The sequence below is a fragment of the Micromonospora sp. NPDC051924 genome (genome assembly GCF_055586005.1).
Window position 1 is genome coordinate 25,523 of sequence record NZ_JBVJJA010000020.1, and the last position, 12,013, is coordinate 37,535.

The 12,013-nt window shown below is 72.9% G+C and carries 12 protein-coding genes and 1 riboswitch; of the genes, 10 read left to right on the plus strand and 2 right to left on the minus strand.

The genetic code is table 11. The features are described 5' to 3' along the window. Positions 1 to 141 precede the first annotated feature (141 nt). The 7 genes from odhI (at position 142) to ACZ6S5_RS17615 (ending at position 5,548) form a co-directional block, all read left to right on the plus strand. Complete coding sequence (gene odhI, locus ACZ6S5_RS17585; RefSeq protein WP_046570336.1) at positions 142 to 591, plus strand: oxoglutarate dehydrogenase inhibitor Odhl; 450 nt, start codon at positions 142 to 144, stop codon at positions 589 to 591. Positions 592 to 641: 50 nt separating this feature from the next. After that, positions 642 to 1,343 (plus strand): transcriptional regulator FtsR, encoded by a 702-nt coding sequence (gene ftsR / locus ACZ6S5_RS17590; protein ID WP_466001551.1) that lies wholly within the window; start codon positions 642 to 644, stop codon positions 1,341 to 1,343. 212 nt (positions 1,344 to 1,555) lie between these two features. Further along, the gene (locus ACZ6S5_RS17595) at positions 1,556 to 2,020 is read left to right on the plus strand and encodes a bifunctional nuclease family protein (RefSeq protein ID WP_320068752.1); all 465 of its coding nucleotides are present in this window, start codon (positions 1,556 to 1,558) and stop codon (positions 2,018 to 2,020) included. 214 nt (positions 2,021 to 2,234) lie between these two features. Next, positions 2,235 to 2,831, plus strand: a complete 597-nt coding sequence (locus tag ACZ6S5_RS17600; RefSeq protein WP_466001554.1) for a MerR family transcriptional regulator — start codon at positions 2,235 to 2,237, stop codon at positions 2,829 to 2,831. A gap of 478 nt (positions 2,832 to 3,309) precedes the next feature. Beyond that, a complete protein-coding gene (locus tag ACZ6S5_RS17605) occupies positions 3,310 to 3,699 on the plus strand; it encodes a group I truncated hemoglobin (RefSeq protein ID WP_466001555.1) in 390 nt (129 codons plus the stop codon). A gap of 2 nt (positions 3,700 to 3,701) precedes the next feature. Then, positions 3,702 to 4,868 (plus strand): globin domain-containing protein, encoded by a 1,167-nt coding sequence (locus ACZ6S5_RS17610; RefSeq protein WP_466001557.1) that lies wholly within the window; start codon positions 3,702 to 3,704, stop codon positions 4,866 to 4,868. Beyond that, positions 4,865 to 5,548 carry a DivIVA domain-containing protein gene (locus tag ACZ6S5_RS17615; protein WP_466001559.1) on the plus strand — a complete coding sequence of 228 codons (684 nt, stop codon included), beginning with the start codon at positions 4,865 to 4,867 and terminating at the stop codon, positions 5,546 to 5,548. Before ACZ6S5_RS17610 ends, ACZ6S5_RS17615 begins: the two co-directional genes overlap by 4 nt. A gap of 45 nt (positions 5,549 to 5,593) precedes the next feature. Here ACZ6S5_RS17615 and ACZ6S5_RS17620 read toward each other — a convergent pair whose 3' ends face one another. Then, positions 5,594 to 6,253: an NAD(P)H-binding protein gene (locus tag ACZ6S5_RS17620; RefSeq protein WP_466001561.1), complete on the minus strand. Its 660-nt coding sequence runs from the start codon at positions 6,251 to 6,253 to the stop codon at positions 5,594 to 5,596. A gap of 142 nt (positions 6,254 to 6,395) precedes the next feature. Here ACZ6S5_RS17620 and ACZ6S5_RS17625 point away from each other — a divergent pair, with 142 nt between their 5' ends. Together ACZ6S5_RS17625 and gcvP are read left to right on the plus strand one after the other, a co-directional pair. Further along, entirely contained in the window at positions 6,396 to 7,286 is an 891-nt protein-coding gene (locus ACZ6S5_RS17625) for an NAD-dependent protein deacetylase (RefSeq protein ID WP_466001563.1), read from the plus strand. A gap of 65 nt (positions 7,287 to 7,351) precedes the next feature. Next, a riboswitch (glycine riboswitch) is annotated at positions 7,352 to 7,451 on the plus strand. Positions 7,452 to 7,525: 74 nt separating this feature from the next. Further along, positions 7,526 to 10,348: an aminomethyl-transferring glycine dehydrogenase gene (gene gcvP, locus ACZ6S5_RS17630; RefSeq protein WP_466001565.1), complete on the plus strand. Its 2,823-nt coding sequence runs from the start codon at positions 7,526 to 7,528 to the stop codon at positions 10,346 to 10,348. Positions 10,349 to 10,473: 125 nt separating this feature from the next. Here the strand turns inward: gcvP and ACZ6S5_RS17635 are convergent, their stop codons facing one another. Further along, positions 10,474 to 10,674 carry a DUF5999 family protein gene (locus ACZ6S5_RS17635; protein WP_466001566.1) on the minus strand — a complete coding sequence of 67 codons (201 nt, stop codon included), beginning with the start codon at positions 10,672 to 10,674 and terminating at the stop codon, positions 10,474 to 10,476. Between the two features lie 123 nt (positions 10,675 to 10,797). Here ACZ6S5_RS17635 and ACZ6S5_RS17640 point away from each other — a divergent pair, with 123 nt between their 5' ends. Continuing rightward, positions 10,798 to 11,994, plus strand: a complete 1,197-nt coding sequence (locus ACZ6S5_RS17640) for a chorismate-binding protein (protein WP_466001568.1) — start codon at positions 10,798 to 10,800, stop codon at positions 11,992 to 11,994. The last annotated feature ends 19 nt before the right edge of the window (positions 11,995 to 12,013 follow it).

Below are 12,013 nucleotides of genomic sequence, written 5' to 3' on the forward strand. Positions count from 1 at the left end.
TCGACCGAGAACCCAATAGTTGAGCGTTGTGGAATGCGCCTTCCCGGGCACGGGGAGCCAGCCGCCGGGTGTGTGTCTGCCCGGCGGCCAGACCCGCCATTACCCCGACGCCGACCGAAACAGATCCGTGAGGTGGTCCCCATGACGCGGCCAGACGACGAGTTCCCCCCACTCGACGTCACTTCGACGCTCAATCTCGGTTCGCTCGACGAAGTGCTGGAGGGGCCGGACACCGATGTGGTGCCGAGCCGGATGTCCGGTTCGTTGCCGCCGGGTATGGCGCTGCTGGTGGTTCGTCGGGGTCCGAATGCGGGTGCCCGGTTCCTGTTGGACCACGATGTGACGACGAGTGGGCGGCACCCGGACAGTGACATTTTCCTCGATGACGTGACGGTTTCCCGGCGGCACGCCGAGTTCCACCGGGATGGTGGCACGTTCACGGTGCGGGACGTGGGCAGCCTGAACGGTACGTATGTGAACCGGGAGCGGGTCGAGGCGGCCACGTTGAGCAATGGTGACGAGGTGCAGATCGGCAAGTTCCGGGTGGTGTTCATCGCCGGTCCGCGTCCGGAGGAGGCCGGCCGGGGGTGAACGAGCCTGCGGCTTCGACGCCGCCCGGGGCGGCGCGTTCCACACCGCTGATGAGTATCGGTGAGGTGTTGGCGCAGCTGCGGGTGGAGTTCCCGGACGTCACGATCTCGAAGTTGCGGTTTCTGGAGGCCGAGGGCCTGGTGGAGCCGCAGCGGACGCCGGCGGGTTATCGGAAGTACAGCTGGGACGATGTGGCGCGGTTGCGGTTCGTGTTGACCGCGCAGCGGGACCAGTATCTGCCGTTGCGGGTGATCCGTGACCAGTTGGCGGAGTGGGACGCGTCGGGTCCGGCGCCGGGGCGGCAGCGGCCGGCGTTGGTGGCGGTGGGTCCCGGTGGTGAGGTGCCGGGTCGGGAGGTGGAGGAGTCCGCCGAGTCGTCGGAGGCGCGGCTGGGTCGGGCGGATCTGCTGGCCCGGAGCGGGCTCGCCGAGTCGACGTTGGTGGAGTTGGAGCGGCTCGGTGTGCTGGTCTCCGATCCGCCGGGGTGGTATGACGCGGATGCGTTGATCATCGCGCGGGCGGTGGCGGGGTTGGCGGCGTACGGGTTGGAGCCGCGGCATCTGCGGGGGTACCGGACGGCGGCGGATCGGGAGGTCGGTCTGTTCGCGCAGTTGGTGGCTCCGTTGGCGCGGCAGAGTGATCCGGCGGCGCGAGCCCGGGCGGCGGAGACGGCGCGGGAGTTGGTGGCGTTGTCCCAGCAGTTGCACGCGGCTCTGGTGCGGGTGGGGCTGCGGTCGACGTTGGGTCGTTGAGGTGTGTGGGGCCGGGTGTCGTGGGGGCGCCCGGCCCTTTGCCGTCGGTGGGCGCGGAAAGATCTGTCGCGGGAAGCGTGTCGTAGGCTTGCCGGGGTAACCCCTTTCCGGCGGGGCGTGGGGCACGTAGCGCATGGGACTCTCGTGTCGCGGTCCGTGTACCGTGCAGGGAAGGGCGCGGTGCGTTAGGCGACGACGACACGGAGGCGGCGGTGCGCGAGCTGAGCGTGGTCGGAGTTCGGGTGGAGTTGCCCAGCAACCAGCCGATCGTCCTGCTGCGGGAGGTTGAGGGGGACCGCTATCTGCCGATCTGGATCGGCGCGGTCGAGGCGACGGCGATCGCCTACGAGCAGCAGGGGGTCAAGCCGGCGCGGCCGTTGACGCATGATCTGTTGCGGGACGTGTTGGCGGCGCTGCAGGCGCCGTTGCGGGCGGTGGAGATCACCGAGCTGAAGGAGAACGTCTTCTACGCCGATCTGTTGATCGGTGACGGGGTTCGGGTGTCGGCGCGGCCGAGCGATTCCATCGCGCTGGCGTTGCGGGTGGGGGCTCCGATTCGTTGTGCCGAGCAGGTCCTCAGTGAGGCGGGGATCGTGATCCCGGACGAGCAGGAGGACGAGGTGGAGAAGTTCCGGGAGTTCCTGGACCAGGTGCGTCCGGAGGACTTCGCGGGCTGAGTGGCGGTGCCGGGTCGGTGGGCCCGGTGGGTGCGGCGGCGGCTGTCCCGGTGGGTGGCGGCGGGCCGGTGTTGGTGATCTTCCTGGTGGGTGCGCGGCGTGTCGTGGTGCTTCCTGCTCGGTAAGTCCTCGGGCCCGCTATAGGGTTGCCGTTGTCGAGGGGTGCACGTACGGGGAGACGACGTGTCACCGCACGGGCGGGGAGGTTGTCCGGATGCACGAGCCGCGAGATCCTGGTCCGAGTTCGGAACAGCAGCAGCCCGGTGTGGGGCCAGAGCCGGTCGGTGACGGCGAGGTGGGCTACCGGGGTGTGACCGCCTGCTCGGCGGTGGGCATCAGCTATCGGCAGTTGGACTACTGGGCCCGGACGGGTCTGGTGGTGCCGAGTGTGCGGGACGCGTCGGGGTCGGGGACGTCCCGGCTGTACTCCTTCCGCGACCTGGTGGTGTTGAAGGTCGTGAAGCGGCTGCTGGACGCCGGGGTGTCGTTGCAGAACATCCGCAAGGCGATCGAGGCGTTGCGGTCGCGTGGGGTGGAGGACCTGGCGCGCATCACGTTGATCTCCGATGGGACGTCGGTGTACGAGTGCCGGTCGCCGGAGGAGGTGGTCGACCTGTTGCAGGGCGGCCAGGGGGTGTTCGGCATCGCGATCGGTGGCGCGTTCAAGGAGATCCAGGGTTCGCTGTCGCATCTGCCGGCGGAGCCGGTGGGTGGGCAGGAGCCGGCGCCGCCGGCCGCGGAGTCGGTCGAGGCGGCGGAGTCGGTGGGGGACGAGCTGGCGGTGCGTCGGGCGCGCCGCCGGGCCGGTTGATCCGTCTGTCGTCCGTTCCGTGGACCGCGACGCGCCGAAAGGGGCAGGCCGCGGTCCACTTTTTTGGTTACTGGGTGTGTCTCTTGCTCCCCGGCGGCGCGGTGGTTGGAGGGCGCCGCCGATGGCGCCGCGAGGCCGGTGCCGGGCCGGGGGTGTGTCCGCAGGTGACGGGTGCGGCGGGCGACGGGGCCGCGGGTGTCCGAAAAGGACCGGGTGTGGGGTCGGCCGCGGCGGTGCTTTCACGCAGGGTCGCGGCATGAGCGCGGGACGCGACCGAGGTCGCCCCGGATGTTGACTGTCCGTAGCTGACGGTTGTCGGGAATGGGACAGGGCAGGGGTGACCCGTTCGGGCGGGCACGCTATGGTCCCACACGGTCGCTTGCGCGTGGCCGTCCTGCGGACCGCCGTGCGGCGCGCGCCGGCTGCCGTTGCCCCTCCGCGGTCCCGGCCGCGTACCCCTCTCCGGAAGGAAACGACCATGACGGTGACGGAAGAGACCATCCCGGTTTCGCACTACGAGCGGATCGGCGGCGCCGCGGCGGTGAAGGCGGCGGTGGAGCTGTTCTACGAGAAGGTGCTGGCCGACCCGGAGCTGGCCGGTTACTTCACGGACGTGAACATGCCCGAGCAGCGTCGCCACCTCGCGCTGATGCTGGCCGTGGTGCTCGGCGGCCCGAACGAGTACGCGGGCCGTGGGCTGGCCGAGGCGCACCAGCCGCTGAACATCCCGCTGGCGCACTACGCGAAGGTCGGTGAGCACCTGACCGCGACGCTGTCCGAGTTGGGCGTGCCGGCGGACATCATCGCCGACGTGCAGGTGGTGCTGGGCCAGGTGAAGGACCAGGTCGTGTCGGTGGGGAACGCCTGAGCGTGGACGCGGCACGGCTCAAGCGGAGCTGGTCCCTGGTCGCCGCGCACGGCGACCAGGTGCCGCTCTATTTCTACTCGACGCTGTTCCTGGCGTATCCGGAGACGCGGCAGATGTTCCCCACGAACATGGCCGGTCAGCGGGACCGCCTGGTGAGCGCGTTGGGGCACATCGTTTCCCATGTCGACCAGGTGGACCGGCTGATGGGGTTCCTGCAGGAACTCGGCGCCGACCACCGCAAGTTTGCGGTGCGCTCCGAGCACTACCCGGCGGTCGGTGAGGCGCTCGTGGCCACGTTGCGGCATTTCCTCGCCGAGGAGTGGACCGAGGAGCTGGCCGCGGACTGGACGGGCGCGTACGGGCTGGTCTCGCAGGTGATGGTCGAGGCGGCGGAGTCCGCGGAGTCGATGTCCCCGCCGTGGTGGGTGGCCGAGATCCTCGGGCACGAGCGGCGGACGTTCGACGTGGCGGTGCTGACGCTGCGGCCGCAGTATCTGCTGCCGTTCACGCCCGGCCAGTCGATCGGGGTGTCGCATCCGGCGGTGCGGTCGTGGCGGTACTACTCGCCGGCGAACGCGCCCCGTCCGGACGGGACTCTGGAGCTGCATGTGCGGGCGACGCCGGGTGGCGTGGTGTCGTCGCGGCTGGTGTACGGGTGTTCGGTGGGTGACCAGATCCATCTGGCCTCGCCGGTGGGTGACCGGTTGACGTTGTGGCCGGCCGGGTCGTCGGACCTGCTGCTGCTGGCCGGCGGCACCGGTTGGGCGCCGGTGAAGGCGCTCGTCGAGCAGGTCGCGGCCGAGGGCGCGGGGCGCCGGGTGGACCTGTATGTGGCCGCCCGGTCCCGGATGGAGTTCTACGACAACGACGCGATCGACAAGCTGGCCGCGTCGTACCCGTGGTTGACGGTGACGCAGGTGGTCGGGGCGGATCCGCTGAGCCCCGGCGAGTTCGTGCACGTGGCGGACCGGGCCCTCGCGGACGGGGACTGGCGGTCCCGGCACGTGTACGTGTGTGGTTCCGACGAGATGGTGAGCCACTCGGTGGCGGCGCTGACCGGGGCCGGTTACCACGCCGGTCAGCTGCACCACGAGGGTTTCGGCAAGCACTGGTACGGGCCGGCCTGGCGGACCGCGACCGCCCCTGACGAATCCGGAGGTGTCCGGTGAGCGCGACCCCGATCAGCAGGTACGAGGGTGGACAGTTCTCCGGCGGCGCGCAGGTGCGCCTGACCGCGGATCGGGTCCGCCGGTGGGAGTTCGGCAGCGCGTCGTTCGCCCGGCGCGGCTACGACCACGCCGACGTGGACCGGTTCAAGCTGCAGGTGGCCGACGAGCTGGACCTGCTGGCCACGCAGATCGCCAACCTGCGGGCGGAGACCGAGCGGCTGCAGGATCATCTGGAGCTGCACCGGCACGGGGTGATCCCGAGCACCGACGCGTCCGCGACGCTGCCGGCGGCCAAGGAGGTCAACCTGCTGTCGGCGGCGCAGCGGGAGGCGGAGCAGATCATCGCCCAGGCGCACGACTACGCGCGGCGGGTCGCCGAGTACGCCCAGATGCAGTACGAGAGCTACATGCGGGCCGCGGCGGAGGAGGCGAAGCAGGAGGCCGAGCGGGCGGTGGCGCAGTACCGCAGCACCGCCGGCGCGAACTTCGACGACTCGGTGGCCACGCGGGAGGCGCTGCGGATCTTCGGCGAGATGATGATCTCGCACATGCGGGCGGCGGCGCGGCACCTGGACGACGGCAGCGAGCAGTTGGCGGCCACGATGGAGCGGATCGCCCGGGAGGTGGCGCCGGTCGGGGCCGGCCCGCAGCAGGCGGCGTTGCCGCGCCACCAGCGCTGACCACCGGCGGTCGGCCCGTCGGCATTCAACCGGCGGGCCGATCGGTCAACGGGCGGTGACGGCCGCGACGGCGTCGGCGATCGGGGTTTCCCCGCCGACCAGTTCCAGGGTCAGCCCGGCGGTGTCCGGCGCGTACAGCAGGGCCAGCAGCACCCGGGCCACGTCGGCGCGCGTCACCGGCCCGGCGGGCGCGTGCCGGTCGAGGGTGATCCGGCCGACGGGTTCGTCGTCGGTGAGCCGGCCGGGCCGCAGCACCGTCACCTCGAGGTCCCGGCCGGTGACGTCCTGTTCGGCGGCCTTCTTCGCCCGCAGGTACGCCGCCCACACCTCGTCGCTGCCGGGCGCGGGCGGGGCGTCCACGCCCATCGAGGAGACCAGCAGGTAGCGGCGCACCCCGGCGGTCTGCGCGGCGTCGGCGAGCAGCACGGCGGCGGCCCGGTCGACGGTGTCCTTGCGGACGGCGCCGCTGCCTGGACCGGCGCCGGCGGCGAACACCACCGCGTCGGCGCCGGCCACGTGCCCGGCGACGGTGTCGACGTCGGCGTGTTCCAGGTCGCACACGACCGGTTCGGCGCCGGCGGCGCGCAGCGCGGCCGCGTGCTCAGGGTTGCGGATCAACCCGACGGCGGTGTCGCCGCGCCCGGCGAGTTCCCGTTCCAGCAGCTTGGCGATCTTCCCGTGGCCTCCGGCGATGACGACTCGCATGCCCTCAACGTAGCGGCGCGGCGGCCCGCCCGCCGGGCGAGCGGCGGACCGCCGTCCGGGCCGTCCCGCACCGCCGCCGGGGTCCGTCGACGGCGAGCTCGGCAGGCTGGGCGGCGGGCGGGGGTTGAGGCAGCATGGACGGGTGACGGAGACGTTCGACGCGTTGACCCGGCTGGTCGCCGCCGGGGATGTGGTGGTGCTCAGCGGCGCCGGGCTGTCCACCGAGTCGGGCATCCCCGACTACCGGGGGCCCAGCGGCGCGGCCCGCCGGCACACCCCGATGACGTACCAGGCGTTCACCCGTGACCCGGACGCCCGGCGGCGCTACTGGGCGCGCAGCCACCTGGGGTGGCGGATGATCGCCCGGGCCGCCCCCAACGCCGGGCATCGGGCGGTGGCGCGGCTGCAGCGCGACGGCCTGCTCGGCGGGATCATCACGCAGAACGTCGACGGGCTGCACAGCGCCGCCGGGGCCGCCGGGGTGATCGAGCTGCACGGCCGCCTCGACGAGGTGACCTGCCTGGACTGCGGCAACCTCACCTCGCGGGAGGAGTTGGACCGGCGGCTGAGCGAGGCCAACCCGGGCTTCGACGCGCACGTCGGGCACGTCAACCCGGACGGCGACGTCGACCTGCCCGACGAGGCGGTGGCCCGCTTCCACACGGTCGACTGCGGCATCTGCGGCACCGGCATGCTCAAACCGGACGTGGTGTTCTTCGGCGAGACCGTGCCCGCGCCCCGCGTCGCCGACTGTTTCGCCCTGGTCGAGCGGGCCCGGGCGCTGCTGGTGCTCGGTTCGTCCCTCACCGTCATGTCGGGTCGCCGGTTCGTGATCCGCGCGGCGAAGCGCGGCATCCCGGTGGCGATCGTCAACCAGGGCCCCACTCGCGGCGACGGGCACGCCGCCCTCACCCTGGACGCGCCGCTGGGCCCGGTGCTGACGGCCCTGGCCGACCGGGTCGCCGCCGGGTCGTCCGCGCCGCCGGTGGACGCCGGCGCCGCCCCGGCGGGGGTGCAGCCGGCCGCGGTGTAGCCGTCGCCGGGCGGGGTAGGACATGAGCCGGAAACACGGTCGCTGGTAGCGTTGACCATGCCGGTACCACCCACGCGGGAGAGACCGCCCGGGAACACCCCGGACGGCGCCGAAGGGGCAGATTCCTCCCCGGAACCTCTCAGGCAAAAGGACCGCGTGGGCAGGCGCTGTGGAGCGCTTCGTGCGTGACTCAGGGGGAGGCCGCTTTGTCGACCTCGCCCCCACAAGGAGCGCCGCGCATGACCGCAGAGCAGTTCGCCGACCGGCACATCGGTCCCGGCCCCGACGACGAACGCCGCATGCTGGAGGCCGTCGGCTACAGCTCGATCGACGAGCTGATGGACGCCGCGATCCCTGAGGTGATCCGCTGGCACGGCACTCTCGACCTGCCCGCCCCGGCCGGCGAGCGGGAGGCCCTGGCGGAGTTGCGCGCCCTGGCCGCCCGCAACACCGTCGCCGTCTCCATGATCGGGCTGGGCTACCACGGCACTCACACTCCCGGCGTGATCCGCCGCAACGTGCTGGAGAACCCGGCCTGGTACACCGCGTACACGCCGTACCAGCCGGAGATCAGCCAGGGGCGGCTGGAGGCGCTGCTGAACTTCCAGACCATGGTCACCGACCTGACCGGGCTGGCCACCGCGAACGCCTCGATGCTCGACGAGGGCACCGCCGCGGCCGAGGCGATGACCCTCGCCCGCCGCGCCGGCAGGAGCAAGAGCCCCGTGTACGTCGTCGACGCGGACACCCTGCCGCAGACCATCGCGGTGATCACCAGCCGGGCCGAGCCGCTCGGCATCGACGTGCGGGTGCTCGACCTGGACTCCGACGAGCTGCCGGGTGAGTTCTTCGGCCTGCACCTGCAGTACCCGGGCGCGTCCGGGGCGGTGTGCGAGCACTCCGGCCTGGTCGAGGCGGCGCACGCGGCCGGGGCGCTGGTGACCGTGGCGGCGGACCTGCTGGCGCTGACCCTGCTGCGCCCGCCCGGCGAGATCGGCGCGGACATCGCCGCCGGCACCACCCAGCGGTTCGGCGTGCCGATGGGCTTCGGCGGCCCGCACGCCGGCTACCTGGCGGTCCGCTCCGGTCTGGAGCGGATGCTGCCCGGCCGGCTGGTCGGGGTGTCCAAGGACGCCGACGGCAACCCGGCCTACCGGCTGGCGTTGCAGACCCGCGAGCAGCACATCCGGCGGGAGAAGGCGACCAGCAACATCTGCACCGCGCAGGTGCTGCTGGCCGTGATGGCCGGCATGTACGCGGTCTACCACGGTGCGGACGGGCTGCGGGCGATCGCCCGGCGTACCCACGGCATGGCGGCGCGGCTCGCGGCCGGGCTGCGCGCCGGCGGCGTGCGGGTCGCGGACGTCGCGTTCTTCGACACCGTCACCGCGACTGTGCCGGGGCGGGCCGCCGACGTGGTGGCCGCCGCGGCCGAGCGCAACGTGAACCTGCGGCTGGTCGACGCCGACCGGGTGGGCGTCTCCTGCGATGAGACCACCACCGAGGCGCACCTGGCGGCGGTGTGGGCGGCGTTCGGCGTCGACGGCGTCGACGGCGAGGTGGACGGGGCGTTGCCGGCCGGGCTGGCCCGCACGTCCGACTTCCTCACCCACGCGGTGTTCCGCACCCACCACTCCGAGACGGCGATGCTGCGCTACCTGCGCCGGCTGGCCGACTTCGACTACGCCCTGGACCGGGGCATGATCCCGCTCGGGTCGTGCACGATGAAGCTCAACGCCACCACCGAGATGGAGGCGATCACCTGGCCCGAGTTCGCGCACCTGCACCCGTTCGCCCCCGAGACGCAGACCGCCGGGTACCGGGAGCTGATCGGCCAGCTGGAGGGCTGGCTGGCCGAGGTGACCGGCTACGACGCGGTCAGCGTGCAGCCCAACGCCGGCTCTCAGGGCGAACTGGCCGGCCTGCTGGCGATCCGCGCCTACCACCGGCAGCGCGGCGAGGGGCACCGGGACGTGTGCCTGATCCCGTCGTCGGCGCACGGCACCAACGCCGCGTCGGCGGTGATGGCCGGCATGCGGGTGGTCGTGGTCGGCTGCGACGCGGACGGCAACGTCGACCTGGTCGACCTCGACGCGAAGATCGACAAGCACCGCGACACCCTCGCGGCGATCATGGTGACCTACCCGTCCACGCACGGCGTGTACGAGACCGGCATCGCGCAGCTGTGCGCGAAGGTCCACGACGCCGGCGGCCAGGTGTACGTCGACGGGGCGAACCTCAACGCGCTGGTCGGGTTCGCCAAGCCCGGCAGGTTCGGGGCGGACGTGTCGCACCTCAACCTGCACAAGACGTTCTGCATCCCGCACGGCGGCGGCGGCCCCGGCGTGGGTCCGGTGGCGGTGCGGGCGCACCTGGCGCCGTTCCTGCCCGGGGACCCGGCCGGGGCGCGCGCCGACGGGGGGCCGGCGATCTCGGCGGCCCGGTACGGGTCGGCGGGGATCCTGCCGATCCCGTGGGCGTACCTGCGGATGATGGGGGCGGACGGGCTGGCCCGGGCGACCGGGGTGGCGGTGCTGGCGGCGAACTACGTGGCGGCGCGGCTGCGGCAGCACTTCCCGGTGCTGTACGCCGGCAACAAGGGCCTGGTGGCGCACGAGTGCATCCTGGACCTGCGGCCGCTGACCAAGGCGACCGGGGTGAGCGTCGACGACGTGGCCAAGCGGCTGATCGACTACGGCTTCCACGCGCCGACGATGTCGTTCCCGGTGGCGGGGACGCTGATGGTGGAGCCGACGGAGAGCGAGGACCTGGCCGAGCTGGACCGGTTCTGCGACGCGATGATCGCCATCCGGGCGGAGATCGACAGGGTGGGCTCGGGGGAGTGGCCGGGCGGCGACAACCCCCTGGCGAACGCCCCGCACACCGCGGCGATGGTGTCGGGCGACGAGTGGCCGCACGCGTATCCGCGGTCGGTGGGGGCGTACCCGGCCGGGGTGGACCGGGCGGGGAAGTACTGGCCGCCGGTGCGGCGGATCGACGGCGCGTACGGCGACCGGAACCTGGTCTGCTCGTGCCCCGCGCCGGAGGCGTTCGAGAACTGAAGGTGGCGGGTGCCGGGGCGGTTGTCGGGCCGCCCCGGCGCGTCGTCGACCTGGGAAGAGTGCCCCCGCCGGTGGGGACCGGCCTGGGTCGACGACGCACGCTGCGGTTACGCAGCGTGGTGAAATCAGGCGACGAGGGCGTGTCGGGCGGGGCCGCGGTGCGGGGCGATGCTGCTGCCGTCGGGGAGTAGTTCTCCGGTGTCCTCGAAAACGATCACACCGTTGCAGAGCAGGCTCCACCCCTGCTCACGAAAGCAGGCGATGACACGGGCGGCTTCTCGGTCCGTCGCCTCAGCGGAGGGGCAGGTGGGTAGGTGCTGGCACATCGGGTTCTCCGGACTGTGGGGGCACTGTGTCATGGTTCACATGACCAGTGACGCACAGTACCAAGCGAAACCGCGCGTCATCGAGCAAGGTTGCGGCTTGTTCACCCAGAATCGGCTGAACGGATGAGCAAGAACGGACCAGACGGCGTGGAAGCGCTCCCAATGAGATTCATCGACATCCCCGCGGCACCCGCCGAATGCCGGGACCGACTCACCGAACGGGCCCGCCTGCAGTGGTGGCCCGCCGACGGCGGCGACCCGGCCGCCCTCGCCGAGGAGTTCCTGGCCGAGCACGGCATCGACCTGCGGGACGTGTCCCGACCCGCCGGCCACGATCGCGACGGCGTGTGCGGCGCCGCCGTGTATCTGTCCGCCGCCGCCGGCGCGCGCACCGCCGGCGGGTCACCCGGCGCGGCCAGCCCGGTGCCGGCCCTGCCCGACCTGGTGGTCGTCGTCTACGGCCACGCCGACCGGCCGGCCACGCCACCCGCCGACCCCGTTGCGGGCGGGTGGTGGCTGGGGGACTGGCGGGACAGCTGGACGCCCCGCGCGCACGCCGACGCCGTGGAGGCGGTCCGCGCCGCCATCGGCCGCGGCGACGTCTACCAGGTCAACCTGGTCGGCCACGCCGCCGCCCCGTACACGGGGGACCCGCTGCCCGCCCTGGCCCGCCTGGCCGCCCTGCCCGGCGCCCGCTACGGCGGCACCCTCGCCGGGCTCGGCTGGGCGATCGGCTGCGCCTCCCCGGAAACCCTGATCGCCCTCGAGGACGGCCGCCTGGTCACCCGGCCGATCAAGGGCACCCGGCCGGCCACCGGGACCGGACGGCGCGAGCTGCTCGCCTCCGCCAAGGAACGCGCCGAGCACGTGATGATCGTGGACCTGGAACGCAACGACCTGGCCCGGGTGGCCCGCACCGGCTCCGTGCGGGTCGACGACCTGTTCGCCGTACGCCGGTGGTGTGACCTGTGGCAGGCGGAGTCGACGGTGTCCGCGGCGCCCGCCGACGGGCTGGGCCTGGCGGCGCTGCTGCGCGCGGTCTGCCCGGGCGGCTCGGTGACCGGCGCGCCGAAGCTGGCCGCGCTGGCGCGGATCGCCGCGCTGGAGCCGGTCGGCCGGGGCGCCAGCATGGGCGCGCTGGGTTGGGTCGGCCCGGGTCGGCTCGACCTGGGCCTGACCATCCGCACCGCGGCGGCCGACGCCGAGCGGCTGCACCTGTGGGCCGGTGGCGGCATCACCTGGGGCAGTGACCCGGCCGCCGAGGTCGCCGAGGCCGCCGCCAAGGCCGCCCCGGTGCGCGCCCTGCTCGCCGCCGGCTGAACGCGAGGCTTCTGCCACA

Coding starts and splice junctions, on each gene's coding strand:
- odhI (WP_046570336.1), top strand. CDS start 142: ATGACGCGGCCAGACGACGAGTTCCCCCCACTCGACGTCACTTCGACG.
- ACZ6S5_RS17640 (WP_466001568.1), top strand. CDS start 10,798: ATGAGCAAGAACGGACCAGACGGCGTGGAAGCGCTCCCAATGAGATTC.
- ACZ6S5_RS17605 (WP_466001555.1), top strand. CDS start 3,310: ATGACGGTGACGGAAGAGACCATCCCGGTTTCGCACTACGAGCGGATC.
- ACZ6S5_RS17620 (WP_466001561.1), bottom strand. CDS start 6,253: ATGCGAGTCGTCATCGCCGGAGGCCACGGGAAGATCGCCAAGCTGCTG.
- ACZ6S5_RS17600 (WP_466001554.1), top strand. CDS start 2,235: ATGCACGAGCCGCGAGATCCTGGTCCGAGTTCGGAACAGCAGCAGCCC.
- gcvP (WP_466001565.1), top strand. CDS start 7,526: ATGACCGCAGAGCAGTTCGCCGACCGGCACATCGGTCCCGGCCCCGAC.
- ftsR (WP_466001551.1), top strand. CDS start 642: ATGAGTATCGGTGAGGTGTTGGCGCAGCTGCGGGTGGAGTTCCCGGAC.
- ACZ6S5_RS17635 (WP_466001566.1), bottom strand. CDS start 10,674: ATGTGCCAGCACCTACCCACCTGCCCCTCCGCTGAGGCGACGGACCGA.